This window comes from Pantoea sp. SGAir0430, assembly GCF_043549295.1.
This window is the reverse complement of record NZ_CP039427.1, coordinates 2005839-2025446: the sequence shown is the minus strand read 5'-3', so window position 1 is coordinate 2025446 and position 19608 is coordinate 2005839. Positions and strand designations below refer to the sequence as shown.

Sequence of the window (19608 nt, the reverse complement as noted above, 5' to 3'; positions counted from 1 at the left end):
TCTGGCGCGGAGGATGCCGCTGGCACCGTCTGGTGCACAACGGCAGAGAGAAAATTAACGAGGCTTAACGCACCCGGACGGCCACGAAGGTCATCACGATGGCGAAGCCGATAAAAATAGCCAGTTCCATCATTATCTCCTCAGAAAAGTCTTAGATAATTGTAGCGTCTGCCCGGGTGATTTTTAGACACAGCGTGCGATTAATCCGAAAATGTGAGCAGGAAATCGCGCCTTTTGTCACGCAATGCGACCAGTCTGCTGGAAAAATTTTCGCATCGGCGGCACGCTTTGTTACTCTCAGGAACCCGCTTGTTCATTATCCAGGAGGAGAAAATTGTGAACCATTATGGAAAAGCGCTGCTGCTGACGGCGATGCTCGCCTTAACGGCCTGTCAGTCAGCCAGTAAAACTGACAGCAGTCACGCCGTCAGCCACGATCCGGAAACCGACCAGTGCGGTGCCTCGCAGTATCAGAACTACCTCGGTCAGCCGCTGAGCGCGCTTGATACCCAGCGCTTTGCCGTACCGGTGCGCGCGATTCCGTGGAACGGTGCCGCCACCATGGACTTCAATCTGCGCCGCCTGAATTTCCTCGGCGATCAGAACGGGAAAATTTCCCGGGTTTACTGCGGGTAACACCAAACGGACACGGCATTGTCATCGGGCTGTCACGGCGGCGGGCGAGGATAGCTGCGCATTACGGAGATTTCCTCGTCACTCTCGAATATGCAATGCTCGTCTTGTTTCTTCCCGCTACGGCGGGAATTTTTTTCGCTATAACCTGCCTGCTGCGCCATATTGCCCCCGCCATAGCGCGCGATGAATCGCGGTTCTGCGGCGTCAGGCGTACAGGCAGCAATAACAGACTGACCTTACAGGAGTGACGATGAAATACCTGACCCGAACGCTGTGTTTGACGCTGCTGCTCAGCCCGCTGGCGCAGGCCTCAAGCGAGGCGGCATGGCAGCAGCACGATAAAAACCTGCAGCAGGCGTGTGTGCAGGCCAGCGGTCTGAAAGCGGTGAAAGTGGTGGGCAAGCCGATCATGTACGACGACAGCGTTGGCTACGATGCGCTGTTGCTCGAAGGACGCTATCCGCAAAAGCACATGAAAAATCAGCTGGGGCGGGAACTGTGCCTGTATCAGCGTCAGAGCGGTAAAGCAGTGGTCAGCGAAGCCGACCAGCTGCGGGTGGTGAAATAATCTCCGGGGCCGCTATTTTTGCGGCCCTGCTTCTAACAGCTGCGCCAGCAGGTTGCGGTAACTCTGCAGGCGCTGTTCATCGCCTTCCACTTCCAGCCGGGTAATCACGCGGGCAATTACCGCTTTATTGGTGGCGGGCTGGCCATCATCCATCAGCTCGCGCATGATGGCGGCCAGCAAATCGCTCTCGTGCGGCGCGTGCCAGGCGGGGCTGTTGAAATAGTCGGTAATCGCCCGACTGGCGCTGTCATGGTGCGTTCTCATAGCCGACCTCCGCAGAGACAACGAAGCCTGCCACCCACGACGGGCAGCATCTGAAAACCTGAATTAAGCATGCGGACTGTCCAGGACGGGCAGCGCCTCGCCAGTGATGACTGGTGATTTTTTAAACATAGATGCGGTGTGGAATATTGTCAGTAACGAATCGTCATATTTTTTCACGTTTGCCGTCTTTCGCGATGCGCTTATCGGGCCTTATGCCAGGTAACCGCACATAAAGACACTACAAAAGTGAGGCATCGCCCTATTTGCTGTGAGCAGAATCACGCCCGGCAGCGAAAAACTGCGTTTTCATCCTCATGCCATGTTTTGCCGTCCGGTAATGTTACGAGGTTGTTAGACTGAACCCTCGTTTCATTTTTTCTGACATCTGCGCTCATGCTACGCTCCATCGAATCCTGGAAGATCAATCTGATATCCGTCTGGTTTGGCTGCTTTTTTACCGGCCTGGCCATTAGTCAGATCATTCCTTTCCTGCCGCTTTACGTGGAAGAGCTGGGTATCCGTGGCGGCAACGCACTCAGTATCTGGTCAGGCCTGACCTTCAGTGTCACCTTTATTGTTTCTGCCGCCGTGGCGCCGCTGTGGGGCAGCCTTGCCGATCGCAAAGGACGCAAGCTGATGCTGCTGCGCGCTTCGTTTGGCATGGGCGCGGTGATTCTGCTGCAGGCGTTTGTCACTCAGGCGTGGCAGCTGTTGCTGCTGCGCGCGCTGATGGGACTGACGTCCGGTTATATTCCCAACGCCATGGCGCTGGTGGCCGCGCAGGTGCCGCGTGAGCGCAGCGGCTGGGCGCTGAGCTGCGTGTCGACCGGACAAATTGGCGGCGTGATCCTCGGGCCGATGATTGGCGGTCTGCTGGCTGACTGGCTGGGCCTGCGCATGGTGTTTATCGTTACCGCGGTACTGCTGATGGTCAGCTTTCTGGTGACGCTGTTTCTGATTAAGGAGACCGGCTACACGCCGGTGAGCAAGCAGGACAAACTGAGCGGGCGTGAGGTGATGCGCAGCCTCGATAATCCACGCCTGATGTTCTGCCTGTTCGTCACCACCATGGTGATTCAGATGTGTAACGGCTCGGTGAATCCTATCCTGACGCTGTTCGTGCGTGAGCTGGCGCCGGATGCGCAGAATATCGCGTTTCTCAGTGGTGTGATTGCCGCGCTGCCCGGCGTGTCGGCACTCATCGCCGCACCGCGTCTCGGCAAACTCGGCGATCGCATCGGTACCCAGCGTATTTTGCTGGCGACCATGATCGCCTCGCTGCTGCTGCTGATTGCCATGTCGTTTGTCACCAGCGCCACGCAGCTGGGCGTCCTGCGCTTTCTGCTCGGCTTTGCCGATGGCGCGATGATGCCGGCGGTGCAAACCCTGCTGGTGCGTCATTCACGCGATAACGTCACCGGCCGTATTTTTGGTTATAACCAGTCGTTCATGTACCTCGGTAACGTCGCCGGACCGCTGCTGGGCGCAGCGGTCTCAGCCGCCACCGGTTACCGCTGGGTATTCTTCGCTACTGCGGTCGTCGTCCTGCTCAATGTGCTGTTGCTGCGGCGCTTCTATCGCCGGCCAAAAACCGAGCTGAAACCCCTTAGCCCGGCGGCCGCCGCTAAACCGGCTGACGCAGCGTCAGCGCATAGTGCCAGCGCCGCTGAGAAAGCAAAAACTCCGGGCTGACGCTCGGGCTCCACGAATCGTCGCCGCCGACGCCCATATGGAAGCCGTCGAGATGCAGCCAGCAGCCGGGTTCGTCCTGCAGCAAATGGCGGTGCGAGGTGGCGCGCAGCTGCTCAAGGCTGTGGCGGCTGAGCGAGAAGGCAAAGTCGCCGCTGATCTGCCAGCTGCCGCTATCCAGCTGGCGCGTGCCGCAGCGCAAGCCATTCTCACCCGGAAAGACGTAGCCGGTGCTGAGCGCCGCCAGCGGCAGCTGCCAGCGTGAAAACTGCGCCGCCAGCTGGCGATCCGGATAGTTTTCATGAGGCCCCAGTCCCAGCCAGCTCACCTGGTGCGGGACCTGAGCCAGCTGGCAGCGCAGGCCGATGCGCGCGGGCGGCGGCAGACCAGCGGCCTGTTGTACATCGACGCTGATAGTCAGTTCGCCATCGCCGCTAATGCCATAACGCTTATGGCTGGTAAACAGGTGCTGACCCTCACCCAGTACGCGATGCCAGGTTTCAATCTGCACGCCGTGCTGCAGGTTGTCGACCTGCATCGCCAGCAGCTCTGTTTGCAGCCGATCATAGCCCGCGCGTTTCCAGCGCTCGACCCAGGCGTTGGGGTCGATATTGGCAGCTTCGCTGGTGCCGATATCATTATCGATCGGTGCGCGAATAAAGCACTCCTCCAGCGGTGTCAGCATGGTTTCACGATCGTTCACCCACCACTGCAGCAGCGCGCCGCTGCGGCGACAGAAGTGCCAGCGCTGCGTGGGCAGCACCACCGCCACCAGATTGTGATTGGTTTCCAGCTGGGGCGCGCAGGCGCTGAGCGGCGGCAACGTAACCGGTAGTGCGGCCGGCAGCGCCCACTGATCCCAGGCCACGCGATGATCCGCCTCAGACCAGGGCGTGGCGGCGATCTGATGCACCGCGAGGTTGAGCCACGCTTCACCCTGCAGCGCTTCAGGCGCGGGCACGGTAAAGGTGTGGCTGCCTTCGGCATCGAGATCCAGCACCCATTCACCGCGCGCGAGGGTTACACCGTCCTGCTCAATCCACCAGCGCAGCCGTTCGTTGTCGCTGCGGCGGAATAAATATTCGCTGGTGACGGTCACGCGATACGCATCGCCGGGATCGCGCGTAAACCGGAAAAACTGCTGGGCGCGCTGTGCTTCAAACAGCGCCGGATGCGGCGTGCGATCGGCAAACACCAGCCCGTTCATGCAGAACTGGCGATCGTTGGGCGTGTCACCGAAATCGCCGCCGTACGCCTGCCACGGCTGGCCGTGTTCGTCATAACGCGTCAGGCTTTGATCGACCCAGTCCCAGACGAAGCCACCCTGCAGCCGCGGAAACTGGCGAAATGCCTGCCAGTATTTGGCAAAGCCACCAAAGCTGTTTCCCATCGCATGGGCGTATTCACACAGGATCAGCGGACGCGCTTCATCCGGCAGGCTGATCCATTTTTTCAGTGACCACTTCGGCACCGCCGGGAAGGGCTGGTCCTGATCGACGCGCGCATACATCGGGCACAGAATATCGGTGGCCGCCGTGTTGGCACCGCCGCCTTCATACTGTACCGGGCGCGTGCTATCGCTGCTTTTCACCCAGCGGTACAGCGCATCGTGCGTGCTGCCGTGGCCGGACTCGTTGCCCAGCGACCAGATGATGATGCAGGCATGATTACGATCGCGCTGCACCATGCGCGTTACGCGTTCGCTATAGGCGGCAAACCAGCGCGGGTCGTCGGAGAGGCGGTTCATCGGCTGCATGCCGTGCGTTTCGATATTGGCTTCGTCAACCACGTACAGGCCGTACTCATCGCACAGCCGATACCACAGCGGATGGTTAGGATAGTGAGCGCAGCGCACCGCGTTAAAGTTGTGGCGCTTCATCAGTTCAATGTCCTGACGCATGCTGGCTTCATCCACCACCTGACCGCGTTCGGGATGGTGCTCATGACGATTTACGCCGCGTATCAGCAGCGGCTTATTGTTGAGGCACAGCTGGCCGTGCTCAATGCTGACGCGACGGAAACCCACATCATAAGCTTCGGCTTCGATCACCTCGCCGGCATCATCAAGCAGCGTGACTACCGCGCGGTAGAGATGAGGCGTTTCGGCGCTCCACAACAGCGGTTGCAGTACCGGCAACACCATCAGGGTGCGTTCCGGATAGTGGCCACGTTCATCAATGGTGGCGCTGCCCGGCGGCTGTTCGTGCTGCGCAATACAGTCGCCGTTGCGCCATAGCGTGACGCGTACCCGACACTGACTGAGCGGGCGCGCGCCGGCATGGATTTTGACACTCACCCGTAAATCGCCGCGCAGATATTCCGGGCTGAGTGCGGTTTCAATCTGCACATCGCTCAGGCGGGTGTCCGGTTTGTGCAGCAGCGTCACGTCGCGGAAAATGCCGCTCATGCGCCACATATCCTGATCTTCCAGATAGCTGCCGTCGCTCCAGCGCAGCACCATGACCGCCAGACGGTTGTTTCCCGGCTGCAGCGCGTGGCTGAGATCAAATTCGGCGGGTAAGCGGCTATCCTGCGAATAGCCCATCCACTGTCCGTTGCACCACAAATAAAAGGCCGAGCTGACACCATCGAAGATGATGCGCGTCTGCCCTTGGCTTAACCAGCCGTCATCAACTTTAAATGTGAGCGAGTAACATCCGGTGGGGTTCTCGCGTGGCACCAAAGGGGGATTGACCGGAATGGGATACTGCACGTTGGTATAAATGGGCGCATCGTAGCCGTGCAACTGCCAGTTGGCAGGCACCGGCAGCGTTGCGGCGTCCGGTAAGTCCTGTAGCAGCCAGCTGTGCGGCACCGCTTCCGGCGCGGTAAAATAGCTGAAGGCCCACTGACCATTCAGCCGCTGCTGCGCAGGTGAGGGATGGCCATCGCGCGCGCTGACTTCATCGCGCCAGCTGGCAAACGGTGGATGCGCGTCCAGGCGATGCAGGCTGGTAATAACCGGGTTTTCCCAGTCACGGCGCGCCAGCACTTCACTCAGAGAAACAGCCGCTAAGGTCATAGTGAGATCTCATTAATTGTATTGCGCTCACATTGCGTGAAATGGCGTTAGCTGTAAAGACGCAGCGCGCAATTTTGTTACTGCGCGCACAGCGAGCAGCACTGACTTTTGCGGCACAGCGTTGGCTGTAACTTAAGCTGATGGATTGAGCGGTCTGTGAGGCTTTTTTAGCGGTTTCTTGCCACTAAAACGTTAAGCGTGGTGAGCAGGCATGAATAGCGCCGGGTTGCGGAGCATTCTGTATTGTCGTGTTAACCGCCGCTTCATACACTCAGCGCAATTTCAGCAACCTGAGGTCAATATGATCCGTATCGTTAAGCTCGCTGCTGTTGTAGCGCTGGTGTCCGCGTTAAGCGGTTGTCTTTTTCCGCCGCCGGGCGGCGGCGGAGGTTGGGGTGGTCCTGGCGGTGGCGGTCCCGGCCATGGGTATCAGGGTCCGCGTTAATTTAGCGCCAGTGCATAATTAATGCAGCGATGCGAAACGTTTTATCTGCGGCGTATTTTGTCAGTGAAACGTTTCGCCGTTATATATTGAATTTCAGCCACTTTTTTTACGCTTCGGCTAACCATTATTTTTCCTCTGGCCGGCAAAAATTCTTGTTGTTTTAATCCTGCCAATGCTAATTTTTGTTTTCCCATTCTGACTGAGTCCATCGCATGAAAAACCTGATTGCGGAACTCCTGCTCAAGCTGGCAGAAAAAGAAGAAGAGTCTAAAGAATTAGTGGTCCAGGTTGAGGCGCTGGAAATCGTGCTCACCGCCATGCTGCGCAGACTGGATGCCGCCCAGGTTAGCGACATCGCGGCGGGTATTGATCGCGCGATGCCGCCCGCCGCTTCCGTGCAGGAAAATCCGGACGCGCTGATGCTGCGCAATTACGTCGAAAAGTTGCTCAACCACCCGCGCGAATAATCCCGCCGTACGCGCATAGATTTTTTTCCGCTTTGCTTATTCCGTGCCATGCTTAACAGGCAATAATCACACGGAGAAACCGGCAATGAAATCGTGTCTTGTGGCAATAATGGCAGCAGGCCTGCTGCTGGCTGGCGGTGCGGGCGCGGCGGAGAAAACCGCGCAGCAGGAAAAAATGACGCTGTGTAATCAGCATGCAGGCGCGCAAAATCTGAAAGGCGATGCGCGTAAAAGCTTTATGAGCGAATGCCTGAAGAAAGACAGCAAAATGGGCAATATGACGCCGCAGCAGATGAAAACGAAAAGCTGTAATAACGAAGCAGGAGAGAAAAAACTCAGCGGCGATGCGCGTAAAACCTTTATGAGCAGCTGTCTGAAGAAGAGTGCTTAAACCTCTGGCGGCCTGCGGGCCGCTTTTTTGTGTCCGCACTCGCAGGGTTAATGCGCGACGTATTTTTTCTGTCATAAACGGCACGCGTTGCCAAAACTTTACAAAATCCTTACATAAAATTCCATTTCTCCCCATCCAGTCTCTCTGGCGCTTAACCGTGGCCAGAGCGGCTTTACGTGCAACATAAGGAACCTGTTGTATGGTCGCTGCGATCATTATTGGTGTATTTATTATTAGTGTGCTTTACGCCCACTCACGCGGCGTGGAAAAGCAAAAGTTTTCCCGTCAGTTATTTGATCACTCCACTTTTATGGCGCCGATCAATATGTTTATGACCGGGCTGTCGCGACTGCCGGCTAAACAGCCCTATTTTCCGGTTGAGGATTTTCCTGAGCTGCGTCAGCTGACCGATAACTGGCAGGTGATTCGCGATGAAGCCATTCGCCTGCAGGATCACATTAAAGCGGCGCAGACGCATAACGATGCCGGATTTAATACCTTCTTCAAGCGTGGCTGGAAGCGTTTCTATTTAAAATGGTATAGCGATGCACATCCGTCAGCGCGCGAACTCTGTCCGGTAACCACCGAACTGGTGAGCAACATTCCCGGCGTTAAAGCGGCCATGTTTGCTGAACTGCCGCCGGGCAGCCATCTGGGCAAACACCGCGATCCTTATGCCGGTTCGGTGCGCTATCACCTCGGGCTGCAAACGCCGAACGACGATCGCTGCTTTATTGAAGTGGATCGTCAGCGCCACAGCTGGCGCGACGGTCAGGCGGTGATCTTCGACGAAACTTACGTGCACTGGGCGCAGAATGAAAGCGAGCAGACGCGTATCATCCTGTTTTGCGATATCGAGCGGCCAATGAAATGGCGCTGGGCGCAGGCGGTCAATCACTGGGTGGGCTCGACGTTAATGTCAGCAGCGGCGTCGCCCAACGACGAAAACGATCGTACCGGCTTCCTCAACCGCATCTTCAAATACGTTTATGCGCTGCGCGATGCCGGTCAGAACCTGAAGAAACGTAATCGCCGGTTGTATTACTGGGTCAAACATGGACTGATTGTGGCGATTTTCGCGCTGATCATCGTGCCCAGCGTGTTCTTCTGATCCTTTCGTGCCGCTTAAAACGGCGGTTTAACAGTCAGTTAACCGCCGTTTCGCTTTGTTTCTCCTGCTAAATCCTCACGCTTTGCCACACTTACTCTTTGTAAGGAATTGTCGTATCAGACGAATAACCCCGAAGGAGGCGAACCGTGAGCTATCAATCTGTCGTGGAACTCAAGGCGCTGGCGCAGCGTAAACCCACTAAAGTGACCGTCGGCGAAACGGATATGGTGCTGATTCGCGACGGCGACCGCGTGCAGGCGCTGCAGGCAAAATGTCCGCACGCGGGCGCACCGCTGGAGCAGGGCGCAGTGTGCGGCGACAAACTGGTGTGTCCGTGGCATAAGGCGGTGTTTGAGCTGCGCGATGGCAAAATGTGCGAGCCGCTGGCGCTGGCCAATCTCAAACGCTATCCGGTGCGCATTGAACAGGGGCAGGTGCTGATCAATCCGCAGGCGATGTCGCCGGCCAGCGCGCCGGTGGCCCAGGGTGAAGCGCCGGTGTGCGTGATTCTCGGCTCTGGCGCGGCGGGCAGTGCTGCGATCTGGACGCTGCGCGATGAAGGCTTTAGCGGCCGTATTGTGCGTATCGAGCGTGAAAGCGACGCACCTTACGATCGCACCACGCTGAGTAAATTTGTCCCTTCCGGCAAGATGGCCATCGATGAGGTACCAAAGCTGCTGAAACAGGATGTGCTGGGCCCGGTGGTGTGGCTGCAGGGGGAGGTGGTGCAGCTGAAGGCGCAGGAGCAGACGCTGGTGCTGAAAGACGGGCAGCAGGTGAAGTTTGACCAGTTGCTGATCGCGACCGGCGGCGTGCCGCAGCCGCTTGATATCCCGGGCAAGGATCTGGATGGCGTGCACCTGCTGCGTTCACTGCGCCAGGCCGACACGCTGATTTCGCAGGTGGATGAGGCGCAGCAGCTGGTGATTATCGGCAACAGTTTTATCGGTATGGAAGTGGCCGGTGCGCTGCGTAACCGCGACATAGATGTCACGGTGGTGGCGCGTCATCCGCTGCCGTTTGCCAGCCAGTTCGGCGAAGAGATTGGCCGTCATTTTTATGAGCTGCACCGCAGCAACGGCGTGAAATTTGTCGAGGGTGAACCGGAAGCGCTGACCGGCGAAGGCGCAGTGAGTGGCGTGCGGCTCAAAGGTGGCAAAACCGTGCCAGCCAGCCAGGTGCTGTTTGCCACCGGCATTGTGCCAGCCACCCATTTTATTCACGACCTGCCCTTACAGAAGGATGGCAGCCTGCTGGCCGACAGTCAGTTGCGGGTCAGTGAAAACATCTGGGTCGCGGGGGATATTGCCAGCTATCTCACGCCGCGTGGCGTGCAGCGCATTGAGCACTATCGCGTGGCGCATCAGCAGGGGCGCATTGCCGCGCTGAATATGCTGGGCAAACGCATCATGTACGATCGCGTGCCGTTCTTCTGGACTGCGCATTACGGCACCCGCTATGAGTATCTGGGGCATGCAGAGGAGTGGGACGATTATCGCCTGCTGGGATCGCTGCAGGACAAACGCTTTATCGCTTTTTACTGCCAGCAGGGCATGATTGCGGCAGTGTGTTCAGCCGGCATGTACACGCTCACCGCCGCGCTGGTGCATGAGATGCAGCAGCCAATGACGCTGGAACAAGGCCTGGCGCTGTTTGAAGCGTATCAGGGTTAAGGTTCAAGTCCGCACCCAACAGTTCCCTCTCCCGCTGCGGAAGAGACAAACGAGCACCTAACCGTTCCTTCTCCCGCCTGCGGGAGAGGCAAACGAGCACCCAACAGTTCCCTCTCCCGCCTGCGGGAGAGGGTTAGGGTGAGGGGAAACCCGCACCATCACTGCTTACTCAGCGCCTCGGACTTCGCCATGCACTGCTGCATCGCACCCATCACCGCAGCGCGGAAGCCTTTCTCTTCCAGCACCTTCACCGCTTCAATGGTGGTGCCGCCCGGTGAGCACACCATATCTTTCAGTTCGCCAGGGTGTTTGCCGGTCTCCAGCACCATCTGGGCGGAACCTTTTACCGCCTGCGCCGCAAACTGATAAGCCTGCGCCCGCGGCATGCCGCCCAGCACGGCGGCATCAGCCATCGCTTCGATAAACATAAACACGTAAGCCGGTGCCGAGCCGCTGACACCCACCACGGCATGAATCAGATACTCGTTCACCACCGCCGCTTTGCCGAAGCTCTCAAAAATGGTCACCACCTCGTCCACTTCCTGCGGTTCTACCAGCACGTTCGGCGTAATAGAGGTCATGCCTTCGTTGACCAGCGACGGCGTATTCGGCATTACGCGGATGATTTTACGATCGTGACCGAGTACCGCCGCCAGCGAATCCAGCGTCACACCTGCGGCAATCGACACCACCAGCGCATCTTTCTTCAGCTGGCCGGCCAGATCCTTGAGCACTTTGAGAATCACGTTGGGTTTCACCGCGCCAAACAGAATGTCCACTTCACGTGCCAGACTCTCGACGCTTTCTGCCGCCGTCACGCCATACTGCTGCGCCATCGCCTGGTTGGTGTCGGGTTTTCGATCGTGCACCCAGATATTGGCCGGGGCGATCTGCCCGCTGTTCACCAGGCCGCTGATGATGGCTTTCGCCATATTGCCGCAGCCGACAAACCCGATTTTCTTCTCCAGCATCGCTTTATCCTTTACGTGGTTCGGTTTTCTCAGTGGGTTAGCTTACGTCAGCGGCAGTGAATAACAAGTCGCGCACAAATAACATTTGCCATTCGCGGTCAGCGCGGCAAGATCGCAGGCATTGCCCGTTTAATAAGGATTAAACATGTCGATTTGGGTGGATGCCGATGCGTGTCCCAATGTCATTAAAGAGGTGCTGTATCGCGCCGCTGAGCGCACCAAAGTCACCGTGACCTTCGTTGCTAACCAGCCGCTGCGCGTACCGCCGTCGCCGTTTCTGAAAACGCTGCAGGTAGCTGCCGGCTTTGATGTGGCCGATAACGAGATTGTGAAACGCGTGCAGCCGGGCGAGCTGGTAATTACCGGCGATATTCCGCTGGCAGCAGAAGTACTGGAGAAAGGGGCGGCAGCGCTAAATCCGCGCGGGGAGCGTTACAGCAGCGATACCATTCGCCAGCGTCTGACCATGCGCGATTTTATGGAAACGATGCGCGCCAGCGGCATTCAGAGCGGCGGCCCGTCGGCATTAAGCCCACGTGACCGCCAGCAGTTTGCCAACGAACTGGATAAATGGTTACGTCAGCGTTAATCAGACGAAGCTGTCGTCATCGTCAAAATCACCGCCGCTGCCGAAATCGTTGAAATCATTGTTATCGGCAAAGCTGTTGTTGTCCCAGCCTGAATTGTCATTCAGGAAGGCATTGTTGCTGTCATTGCCGTTGAAGGTGTCCAGATTATCATCCACCTGCGGCAGCGCCGGTTCGTTGATGATATTGACGATCTCTTCCGGCTGCGAATGGTGGAACAGGCTGGTAAGCATGTCCGCCATCACCACACCGCCGGCTACGCCGACAGCCGTTTGCAGTGCGCCACCCAGGAAGCCGGTACCGCGCGCCGGTGCAGCATACGGCTGCTGAGGCGGTGCGGCATATTGTGGCTGTTGCGGTGCGCTGTTCCATGCCGGCTGTTGCGGCTGCGCCGGGCGTGAACCGCCGCCAAACAGGCTCGACAGGAAGCCGCCGCTGCTTTGCTGCGGGGCCTGCTGCTGCGCCTGCGCCAGACGGCTCTCCAGCTCCGATACCTGCGCGTTGAGCTTTTTCATCGCCGCTTCCTGAATCAGGATCGCCTGCGCCATGTAGTAGGGCGCACCGGGCTGGCTCTGTAAATGCTGATTGATTAACTGTTCGGCACCGGCATCACGCGGGCCGCTCTGGCTTTCTGCCTGTTTCAGACGGCTGAACAGGCTTTCAATAAGTTGTTGTTCCTGGCTCTGCATGGTGAACCTCCGGTTAGGCATAGCGTGTTGTTCTTCAGGCGACCAACAGGACGTCCGTTGCCTGAACTATAAAGCGTATATGCGGGCTGCGTGACAGAAAGTAAATCAGCGGCCTGGTAAGCAAATGTTGCCCCGCGCTTACAAATCGCCTGATGCACGAAATGCGCATCGTTTTCCCGTTAAAAATCAAACTAATGGCATTAGCTATCGCTGAAATACGCGTAATTCGTGCTTCGCGGCTGGCTGATAAAATAAAATCCAGGTATCATGCGACGCATTATTGACCTGATGACGTTGCCCGCGCGGCAGACTACGGCGGAGGATGAGCCCGGATGTCATTACCCATCTATCTGATCGGCGCACGCGGTTGCGGTAAAACCACCATTGGCCAGGCGCTGTCGCAAGCGCTGGGCTATGCCTTTCGTGACACCGACCACCACCTGCAGCTCACCACACAGCGCAGCGTGGCAGAGATTGTGGCGACGGAGGGCTGGGACAGCTTTCGCGCGCGTGAAAGTGAATCGCTGCGGGCGGTTACCGCGCCTGCCAGCGTAATCGCCACCGGCGGCGGCATGGTGCTGGCTGATGTCAATCGCCACTTCATGCGCGAGCATGGCCAGGTCATCTGGCTCAACGCGCCCTCTGGCGTGCTGGCCGATCGGCTGGAGCGTCAGCCAGAAGCGGCACAGCGTCCGACCCTGACCGGCCGGCCCATTGCGGAAGAGATGGAAGATATCCTGCGTGAACGCGCGCAGCTCTATCGTCAGGCCGCGCACCATGAAGTCAACGCGATGCAGGCACCGGAGCAGGTGGTGGAACATATTCTGCAATCGCTGTCTCTCGCCCGCGCCAGCTAACTGCCTAAGAATTCTCCCTCTTTTTTACAGCGATCCTCGATTGTCTATACTCAATAGCAGGCAGAGGATCACCGCTGTCTGTGTGGAAACCTGACATAAGAGGGAAAACGATGCCAACCAGACCACCCTATCCGCGAGAAGCGCGCATTGTTGCCGTTGAAAAAGGGCAGGCGGGCAATACCGTCACCTGGTATGAATTACGGGCTGACCATCCACGTCCGGATACCTTAATTAGCGAACATAAATCGGAAGCGGAAGCGCAGGATGCCAAAGACCGCTATGAAGATGTGGAAAAAGAATAATCCCGGCGGGCAGGGATGCCCGCTTTAGCGTAATTACGTCCGGTCGCTAAATAGATTTTTTATTTTCCCTGATGCGCTAATTACGGCGATAAAAGCTGCCGTCTTTTCTGTTTAATCGCTCTCCTGCCTGATAACGTCTTTTTATTTTGCCTTTAGCCCTTATTTTCTGCTGCCTTAAATAGCCTGCGTTTTGTCCGGTGCAAAATTTGCGCTTGACCGATAAACCGTCGCGTTTTACTTTCGGGTTATCGATACAGGAACTCAGTTCCATATAGTGAAACTAGCGCCATGACCACACTCGAAAATGCCGCCGCCGTGCTTAAGCTGTTTCAGCGCTTTGGCGTGGCGCAGGGCCATCCCGGCCTGACCTTTACCGAGGTGGTGGAGGCGCTGGGGCTGCCGAAAAGTACCGTGTCGCGCCTGCTGGCGACCATGGAAAGTGAAGGCTTACTGGAGCGCGATCCCGACAGCCGCTGTTTTCAGATTGGCCGCGTGCTGTTGTCCGTTGCCGGGCACTATCTTTCGACACCGCTGATTGACAGCGCATCGGCGCCGATGGCGCGCCTGGCGGCCAGCAGCGGCTGCATGGGCTATATCTCGGTGCTGGACGGTGACGATGTGCTGGTGATGCGCATGTACCACGGTCGCTTCTTTACCCAGCTGGTGACGCCGCCTGGTACACGGGTGTCGGTTACCGGCACGTCGACCGGCCGCGTGCTGTTAGCGCAGCTGAGCGATGACGAGGTGCGCGCGCGCTTCAGCGATAACTGGCAAACCGCGTCGATCAATTCACCGCTGAATATCGATGCACTGTGCAAAGAGCTGGCGCTGATTCGTCAGCAGGGCTGGGCACTGGCACGCAATGAAACGCTGCCTGGCATTAGCTCGCTTGCCGTAGCGGTAACCAATAAACACCGCGGTGAAAGTGCCGCATTGTGTCTCTCATTTCTTTCGCAGGAAGCGGCCCCGGGTTATCCGGAAGCGCTGCTCAGCGAATTGCGCGCAACGGCTGCACTGATGGCCGAAAAATACGGCGCAGCGTCCTGAATAAAACAGGACAACCCTAATTTGATTTCAAGGCGTAATACTTCGCGCCACACCGGGGAAATAGCAGGTCTTCGGACCTGCTTATTTCAATAGTCAGGGAACGATGAATAAAACATTGAGGTTCCGCGTGTCGGGCACAATGTCATTGCGCGTTTTCTACAGGGTGAAAATACGGGGATAATATGCGTCTGGATAATCCAATAAAAAATATTGGCGTGGGACTGATGCTGGTTCTGCTGTCAGTTGCAGGGGCCATCATTGGGGTACAGCTGATCACAACTATTGGGGTAACGCCCAATACTTCTATTATCGGCGCGCTATTTGCCATGCTGCTGGCGCGCATTCCACTGCAGTGGTTTCGCCGCTACCGTTCGGTTGAAGTGCAAAACCTTGCACAGACCGCCATCTCTTCCGCTACCTTCGGCGCTGCCAACAGCCTGCTGATGCCGATTGCCGTGCCGTGGGCGCTGGGTGAGCCGCAGCTGGTGCTGCCGCTGTTTGTCGGCGTCAGCGCGGCCATGCTGCTGGATGCGTGGCTGCTGTATCGTCTGTTTGATACGCGCGTGTTCCCGGCCAGCAATGCATGGCCACCAGGCGTGGCAGCGGCAGAAGCGATCAAAGCCGGTGATAAGGGCGGTCGCCAGGCGTGGCTGCTGGTGGCTGGAATCGTGGGTGGCGTCGCGGGCTCGATGCTGAAAATCCCGATGTCCGCCTTTGGTACGGCATTCATTGGCAATATCTGGGCACTGACCATGCTCGGCATTGGCTTCCTGCTGCGTGCCTATGCGCAACCGGTCGCTGGTATCGATATTAACGCGCTGTACATTCCGCACGGCGTCATGGTCGGAGCCGGTCTGGTGGCGCTGATTCAGGTGGTGCAGATGATTCGCAGTCGCCGTCACGACAACCTCAACGTCAGCCGCAGTGACAACGAAGTCAAACGCGCGCTCGGCCTGGGGACTGTCGGCTATATCGTGATCTCGGCGCTGCTGGCGCTGGGCGGCGGGCTGTGGAGCGAAATGGGCCTGCCGATGCTGCTGCTGTTTATTATCTATGCGGCCTTTGCCGCCTTCGTGCATGAGCTGATTGTCGGCATCGCCGCCATGCACTCGGGCTGGTTCCCGGCCTTCGCGGTGGCGTTGATCACCCTGATCCTCGGCATCCTGCTCGGCTTCCCGCCGCTGGCGCTGTGCCTGCTGTGCGGCTTTACCGCGGCCACCGGTCCGGCCTTCGCCGATATGGGCTATGACCTGAAGGCCGGCTTTATTCTGCGCGGTAACGGGGACGATGTGCAGCAGGAGCTGTGGGGCCGCCGCATCCAGCTGATCGCCGCGATGATCGCTTTCGTCATCGCAATCCCGGTGGTGTGGTATGCGCATAACCTGTTCTTTGTCGATAATCTGCTGCCGCCGGTGGCGCGCGTTTACGCCAAAACCATTCAGGCCGGCGCGGAGCCGGGCATTGCCGGCAGCCTGCTGATGTGGGCGATTCCGGGAGCGATTATTCAGCTGATCGGCGGGCCTAAGCGCCAGCTCGGCGTGCTGTTAGCCACCGGTCTGTTAATCAACAACGCCGCCGCAGGCTGGGCGGTGCTGGTCGGGATTGCGTTGCGTGTCCTGATCCTGCGCGTGTGGGGCGAGCGTGGACGTTCACCGATGGAGGTGATGGCCGCTGGATTCATTGCGGGCGACGCGCTGTACAGCTTCTTCCACTCACTTTTTGCCAGTAGCAGTAAGAAATAATCCAGGGATTTAGCGATGAGTTTACAGCAGACACTGCAGGTTTTTGAGTTACTCGACAGCGCCTACGTAGATGGCCAGCAGGTGGTCGATCTGTTTGCCGCCTATCCGGGCGTGCAAGCCAGCTTTAAGCGCGTCAGTGGGCCAAAAGGGCGCACCGATTTTGTGCGCATCGACATTCCGGGCGCTCAGGGCAAAAGCCGGGGCGGCAGCGCGCCGACGCTGGGGATCATTGGCCGTCTCGGCGGCATCGGTGCGCGCCCGACGCGCATCGGCATGGTGTCCGACGCCGACGGTGCGGTCGCTGCAGTGAGCAGCGCGCTGAAGCTGGCACAGATGCAGACCAAAGGCGACGTGCTGGCCGGCGACGTGATCGTAACCACGCATATTTGTCCGGATGCGCCGACCCGGCCGCACGAGCCGGTGGATTTCATGGATTCGCCGTGCGACGACATCACCATGAATGACAACGAAGTGGTTGCGGGCGTCGACGCGATTCTCTCTATCGATACCACTAAAGGAAACCGCATCCTCAACCATAAGGGCTATGCGCTATCACCCACGGTGAAAGAGGGCTACATCCTGCGCGTGTCGGAAGATCTGCTGCGCATTATGGAGATGACCAGCGGTCAGCCTGCGGTGACGTTCCCGATCACCACGCAGGACATCACCCCTTACGGCAACGGCGTGTATCACCTCAACAGCATCCTGCAACCGTCCACCGCCACTGATGTGCCAGTGGTGGGCGTCGCGATTTGTGCGCAATCCGTGGTGCCTGGCTGCGGCACCGGTGCCAGCCATGAAGTGGACATCGCGGCGACCGTGCGCTTTGCGGTGGAAGTGGCCAAAGAGTTTGGCCGTGAGACCTGCCAGTTTTATGACCCGCAGGAGTACGCGCTGCTGCTATCTTTGTATGGTAGCCTCAGCCACCTGCGCAGCCGGAAAGCCTGATGATGAAACCGTCGCTTGTAACCTTAACCATTGGCCAGTCACCGCGTAGCGATATTTTGCCGCTGCTGCAGGAGCATTTGCCCGCCGACGCCGTCGCGCATGCCGGTCTGCTGGATGGCCTGACGCTGGCCGAAGTGGAGCAGTTATACGCGCCTGCGCCGGGTGATAAAGTGCTGGTTTCGCGCATGAGCAGCGGCGAACAGGTACGGCTGGCGGCGGCCACCGTCGAACAGGGACTACAGCGTAAAATTACCGCGCTGGAGCAGCAGGGTTACGACACCATTCTGCTGCTGTGTACCGGTGAGTTCGGCACGCTAAAAACCACGTCGGCGCTGCTGCTGGAGCCGGATCGCATCATTCCGCCGCTGGTCAGCGCCATCGTACAGGCGCACAAAATCGGCATCGTGGTGCCGGTTGAGGAGCAGATCGCTGAGCAGGCCAGCAAATGGCGTAACCTGCAAAGCTCGCCCTGTTTTGCCGTCGCCAGCCCGTACCTGGCGCAGCAGAGCGAACTGATTGAAGCCGGACTGACTCTGCAGGAGCAGGGCGCTGATGTGGTGGTGCTCGACTGTATCGGTTATCACCAGAAACACCGCGATTTCCTGCAGAACATGCTGGGCATTCCGGTGCTGCTGTCGAATGTGCTGGTGGCGAAACTGGCGGCTGAACTGATCGTCTGATCGAGGCCGATCACAACTTGCGACGGGCGGCGCTAATTCGCGTGACAGATCAGCGAGTTCCCTTGTAATCTGCCGGTAACCCTAATGTGCTGTGAGGAAGTAACATGCTCAACGTAAGTGAGTATTTCGACGGAAAAGTGAAATCCATTGGTTTCGACAGCGTGACCATTGGCCGGGCCAGCGTTGGCGTGATGGCGGAAGGCGAATACACCTTTGGTACCGGTCAGCCGGAAGAGATGACGGTAGTGAGCGGCGCGCTGAAAGTGCTGCTGCCGGGCGAAGCCGAGTGGAAATGGTACGAAGCCGGATCGGTATTTAACGTGCCGGGCCACAGCGAATTCCACCTGCAGGTGGCGGAGCCAACGTCTTACCTGTGCCGCTATCTTTAAGCGTTAAAGCAGCATCCATTATCAACCGGTAATGCCTGTGCGGCGTTACCGGTTTTTTTTATGCGCCAGCATGAGGTGTGTGGCCTGCGGTCAGCATAAATGCTGACCCTACAGGTATGAATCAGCATATTTGCAGGGGCGCCATTCATGGCGACCGTTAAACACACCCGTACTATCCTTCCAGCCGGCGATGCCCGCTTAACGCTGCGCTTCGCCGCCTAACGCTTCCACCAGATTGCTGATCAATGCCGCCAGCTCGCTGGTCATCAGAATGAAATCGGCATCAAAACGCTGGGCGAAATCATCGCGATCGATATCGTCATTCTGCTCGCGCAGCGTGTCGCTGAACTTCAGACGCTTCACCGACGCATCATCGGCGATCACCAGCTGAATACGCTCCTGCCAGTCGAGCGCCAGTTTGGTGACCACTTTACCGGCTTCGATGTGGGTGGCGATCTCGTCGGAAACCAGATCCTGCTTTTTACAGCGGATCACGCCGCCATCTTCCAGTATCGCCTTCAGCTCAGCCTCATCCATCAGGGTGAACCCCGCCGGCAATTCACCGGAGCGCACCCATTCGGTCAGCGTCAGCTCGATCGGATTTTCCAGCGTCAGCGGCACCACCGGTAGCGAGCCGAGGCTCTTACGCAGTAACGCCAGCGTATCTTCCGCTTTCTTCGCGCTGGCGCAGTCGACGATGATCAGATTATTGACGGTGTCGATCCACATAAAGGTCTGACTGAAACGGCTGAAGGCACGCGGCAGCAGGCTGTGCAGCACTTCATCTTTCAGCGAATCCTTTTCGGTCTTTTTCAGCTTGCGGCTCTGTTCCGCTTCCAGCTTCTCAATTTTGGCTTCCAGCGCCTGCTTCACCACCGGCGACGGCAGAATTTTCTGCTCGGTGCGGGCACAGATCACTATCTGACCGTTAATCACATGCGTCAGCGCTTCGCTGCGGTTGCCCATCGGCGAGACCCAGCCGGTTTTGGCCATGTCCTGGCTGCCGCACGGCGTGAAGGTGAAGGCGTCGAGCTGTTTTTCCAGATCGTCTGCGGACAGCGGGATGTCCCGATTCAGACGATAAACCATCATATTTTTAAACCACAACATCAGGATTCCTTACCGTGGGT

General features: G+C 57.9%; 21 protein-coding genes. 15 read left to right on the top strand and 6 right to left on the bottom strand.

Translation table 11 applies throughout. From position 1 onward, the window contains the following. Window positions 1–336: 336 nt before the first annotated feature. Both E7738_RS09820 and E7738_RS09815 read left to right on the top strand, forming a co-directional pair. Window positions 337–636 carry an I78 family peptidase inhibitor gene (locus E7738_RS09820; RefSeq protein ID WP_058758053.1) on the top strand — a complete coding sequence of 100 codons (300 nt, stop codon included), beginning with the start codon at window positions 337–339 and terminating at the stop codon, window positions 634–636. Window positions 637–886: 250 nt separating this feature from the next. Beyond that, window positions 887–1204 carry a hypothetical protein gene (locus E7738_RS09815; RefSeq protein ID WP_021507239.1) on the top strand — a complete coding sequence of 106 codons (318 nt, stop codon included), beginning with the start codon at window positions 887–889 and terminating at the stop codon, window positions 1202–1204. A gap of 12 nt (window positions 1205–1216) precedes the next feature. Here the strand turns inward: E7738_RS09815 and E7738_RS09810 are convergent, their stop codons facing one another. Next, window positions 1217–1468, bottom strand: a complete 252-nt coding sequence (locus tag E7738_RS09810; RefSeq protein WP_021313231.1) for a biofilm development regulator YmgB/AriR family protein — start codon at window positions 1466–1468, stop codon at window positions 1217–1219. A 393-nt stretch (window positions 1469–1861) separates the two neighbouring features. Between E7738_RS09810 and E7738_RS09805 the strand changes: the two genes are divergently transcribed. Continuing rightward, window positions 1862–3160: a multidrug efflux MFS transporter gene (locus tag E7738_RS09805; protein WP_394516319.1), complete on the top strand. Its 1299-nt coding sequence runs from the start codon at window positions 1862–1864 to the stop codon at window positions 3158–3160. Here the strand turns inward: E7738_RS09805 and E7738_RS09800 are convergent. Together E7738_RS09800 and E7738_RS09795 are read right to left on the bottom strand one after the other, a co-directional pair. Next, window positions 3093–6179, bottom strand: coding sequence for a beta-galactosidase (locus tag E7738_RS09800; protein WP_394516318.1), 3087 nt, complete (start codon window positions 6177–6179; stop codon window positions 3093–3095). The two genes, E7738_RS09805 and E7738_RS09800, sit on opposite strands and share 68 nt — an antisense overlap. Before the next feature lie 486 nt (window positions 6180–6665). Continuing rightward, on the bottom strand, window positions 6666–6818 hold the full coding sequence (locus tag E7738_RS09795) for a hypothetical protein (protein ID WP_155519908.1): 153 nt from the start codon (window positions 6816–6818) through the stop codon (window positions 6666–6668). 18 nt (window positions 6819–6836) lie between these two features. Between E7738_RS09795 and iraP the strand changes: the two genes are divergently transcribed. The 4 genes from iraP (at window position 6837) to E7738_RS09775 (ending at window position 10266) form a co-directional block, all read left to right on the top strand. Further along, window positions 6837–7091: an anti-adapter protein IraP gene (gene iraP, locus E7738_RS09790; RefSeq protein WP_021507236.1), complete on the top strand. Its 255-nt coding sequence runs from the start codon at window positions 6837–6839 to the stop codon at window positions 7089–7091. An 85-nt stretch (window positions 7092–7176) separates the two neighbouring features. Next, window positions 7177–7482, top strand: coding sequence for a PsiF family protein (locus E7738_RS09785; RefSeq protein ID WP_394516317.1), 306 nt, complete (start codon window positions 7177–7179; stop codon window positions 7480–7482). Between the two features lie 199 nt (window positions 7483–7681). Continuing rightward, the gene (lpxO, locus tag E7738_RS09780) at window positions 7682–8593 is read left to right on the top strand and encodes a lipid A hydroxylase LpxO (RefSeq protein ID WP_021507234.1); all 912 of its coding nucleotides are present in this window, start codon (window positions 7682–7684) and stop codon (window positions 8591–8593) included. A gap of 146 nt (window positions 8594–8739) precedes the next feature. Further along, window positions 8740–10266: an FAD-dependent oxidoreductase gene (locus E7738_RS09775; protein WP_058757987.1), complete on the top strand. Its 1527-nt coding sequence runs from the start codon at window positions 8740–8742 to the stop codon at window positions 10264–10266. A gap of 158 nt (window positions 10267–10424) precedes the next feature. On the opposite strand, the gene proC is transcribed toward E7738_RS09775, so the two are convergent. After that, window positions 10425–11237 carry a pyrroline-5-carboxylate reductase gene (gene proC / locus E7738_RS09770; RefSeq protein WP_021507232.1) on the bottom strand — a complete coding sequence of 271 codons (813 nt, stop codon included), beginning with the start codon at window positions 11235–11237 and terminating at the stop codon, window positions 10425–10427. A gap of 145 nt (window positions 11238–11382) precedes the next feature. Between proC and E7738_RS09765 the strand changes: the two genes are divergently transcribed. Continuing rightward, entirely contained in the window at window positions 11383–11826 is a 444-nt protein-coding gene (locus E7738_RS09765) for a YaiI/YqxD family protein (RefSeq protein WP_010616571.1), read from the top strand. On the opposite strand, the gene E7738_RS09760 is transcribed toward E7738_RS09765, so the two are convergent. Next, window positions 11827–12513, bottom strand: a complete 687-nt coding sequence (locus tag E7738_RS09760) for a DUF2076 domain-containing protein (protein ID WP_021507231.1) — start codon at window positions 12511–12513, stop codon at window positions 11827–11829. It lies immediately after the preceding gene. A gap of 332 nt (window positions 12514–12845) precedes the next feature. Here E7738_RS09760 and aroL point away from each other — a divergent pair, with 332 nt between their 5' ends. From aroL to ppnP, 7 genes are all read left to right on the top strand, one after another. Continuing rightward, window positions 12846–13370 (top strand): shikimate kinase AroL, encoded by a 525-nt coding sequence (gene aroL / locus E7738_RS09755; protein WP_021507230.1) that lies wholly within the window; start codon window positions 12846–12848, stop codon window positions 13368–13370. A 110-nt stretch (window positions 13371–13480) separates the two neighbouring features. Continuing rightward, the gene (locus E7738_RS09750) at window positions 13481–13672 is read left to right on the top strand and encodes a YaiA family protein (RefSeq protein ID WP_021507229.1); all 192 of its coding nucleotides are present in this window, start codon (window positions 13481–13483) and stop codon (window positions 13670–13672) included. A 288-nt stretch (window positions 13673–13960) separates the two neighbouring features. Continuing rightward, window positions 13961–14719 carry an IclR family transcriptional regulator gene (locus E7738_RS09745; protein WP_058757986.1) on the top strand — a complete coding sequence of 253 codons (759 nt, stop codon included), beginning with the start codon at window positions 13961–13963 and terminating at the stop codon, window positions 14717–14719. 182 nt (window positions 14720–14901) lie between these two features. After that, window positions 14902–16461 carry an OPT/YSL family transporter gene (locus E7738_RS09740; protein WP_394516316.1) on the top strand — a complete coding sequence of 520 codons (1560 nt, stop codon included), beginning with the start codon at window positions 14902–14904 and terminating at the stop codon, window positions 16459–16461. A gap of 15 nt (window positions 16462–16476) precedes the next feature. After that, on the top strand, window positions 16477–17409 hold the full coding sequence (locus E7738_RS09735; RefSeq protein ID WP_021507226.1) for a DUF1177 domain-containing protein: 933 nt from the start codon (window positions 16477–16479) through the stop codon (window positions 17407–17409). Window positions 17410–17411: 2 nt separating this feature from the next. Further along, window positions 17412–18089 (top strand): AroM family protein, encoded by a 678-nt coding sequence (locus tag E7738_RS09730; protein ID WP_394516340.1) that lies wholly within the window; start codon window positions 17412–17414, stop codon window positions 18087–18089. A 104-nt stretch (window positions 18090–18193) separates the two neighbouring features. Further along, window positions 18194–18478 (top strand): pyrimidine/purine nucleoside phosphorylase, encoded by a 285-nt coding sequence (ppnP, locus tag E7738_RS09725; RefSeq protein WP_010616577.1) that lies wholly within the window; start codon window positions 18194–18196, stop codon window positions 18476–18478. Between the two features lie 198 nt (window positions 18479–18676). On the opposite strand, the gene rdgC is transcribed toward ppnP, so the two are convergent. After that, window positions 18677–19588 carry a recombination-associated protein RdgC gene (gene rdgC, locus E7738_RS09720; RefSeq protein ID WP_021507129.1) on the bottom strand — a complete coding sequence of 304 codons (912 nt, stop codon included), beginning with the start codon at window positions 19586–19588 and terminating at the stop codon, window positions 18677–18679. Window positions 19589–19608: the final 20 nt, after the last annotated feature.

Excerpts from the sequence above, each read along its gene's own strand:
- E7738_RS09815 (WP_021507239.1), top strand. The coding sequence starts at position 887 with ATGAAATACCTGACCCGAACGCTGTGTTTGACGCTGCTGCTCAGCCCG.
- E7738_RS09810 (WP_021313231.1), bottom strand. The coding sequence starts at position 1,468 with ATGAGAACGCACCATGACAGCGCCAGTCGGGCGATTACCGACTATTTC.
- E7738_RS09805 (WP_394516319.1), top strand. The coding sequence starts at position 1,862 with ATGCTACGCTCCATCGAATCCTGGAAGATCAATCTGATATCCGTCTGG.
- E7738_RS09800 (WP_394516318.1), bottom strand. The coding sequence starts at position 6,179 with ATGACCTTAGCGGCTGTTTCTCTGAGTGAAGTGCTGGCGCGCCGTGAC.
- E7738_RS09795 (WP_155519908.1), bottom strand. The coding sequence starts at position 6,818 with ATGGGAAAACAAAAATTAGCATTGGCAGGATTAAAACAACAAGAATTT.
- iraP (WP_021507236.1), top strand. The coding sequence starts at position 6,837 with ATGAAAAACCTGATTGCGGAACTCCTGCTCAAGCTGGCAGAAAAAGAA.
- E7738_RS09785 (WP_394516317.1), top strand. The coding sequence starts at position 7,177 with ATGAAATCGTGTCTTGTGGCAATAATGGCAGCAGGCCTGCTGCTGGCT.
- lpxO (WP_021507234.1), top strand. The coding sequence starts at position 7,682 with ATGGTCGCTGCGATCATTATTGGTGTATTTATTATTAGTGTGCTTTAC.
- proC (WP_021507232.1), bottom strand. The coding sequence starts at position 11,237 with ATGCTGGAGAAGAAAATCGGGTTTGTCGGCTGCGGCAATATGGCGAAA.
- E7738_RS09765 (WP_010616571.1), top strand. The coding sequence starts at position 11,383 with ATGTCGATTTGGGTGGATGCCGATGCGTGTCCCAATGTCATTAAAGAG.
- E7738_RS09760 (WP_021507231.1), bottom strand. The coding sequence starts at position 12,513 with ATGCAGAGCCAGGAACAACAACTTATTGAAAGCCTGTTCAGCCGTCTG.
- aroL (WP_021507230.1), top strand. The coding sequence starts at position 12,846 with ATGTCATTACCCATCTATCTGATCGGCGCACGCGGTTGCGGTAAAACC.
- E7738_RS09750 (WP_021507229.1), top strand. The coding sequence starts at position 13,481 with ATGCCAACCAGACCACCCTATCCGCGAGAAGCGCGCATTGTTGCCGTT.
- E7738_RS09745 (WP_058757986.1), top strand. The coding sequence starts at position 13,961 with ATGACCACACTCGAAAATGCCGCCGCCGTGCTTAAGCTGTTTCAGCGC.
- E7738_RS09740 (WP_394516316.1), top strand. The coding sequence starts at position 14,902 with ATGCGTCTGGATAATCCAATAAAAAATATTGGCGTGGGACTGATGCTG.
- E7738_RS09735 (WP_021507226.1), top strand. The coding sequence starts at position 16,477 with ATGAGTTTACAGCAGACACTGCAGGTTTTTGAGTTACTCGACAGCGCC.
- E7738_RS09730 (WP_394516340.1), top strand. The coding sequence starts at position 17,412 with ATGAAACCGTCGCTTGTAACCTTAACCATTGGCCAGTCACCGCGTAGC.
- ppnP (WP_010616577.1), top strand. The coding sequence starts at position 18,194 with ATGCTCAACGTAAGTGAGTATTTCGACGGAAAAGTGAAATCCATTGGT.
- rdgC (WP_021507129.1), bottom strand. The coding sequence starts at position 19,588 with ATGTTGTGGTTTAAAAATATGATGGTTTATCGTCTGAATCGGGACATC.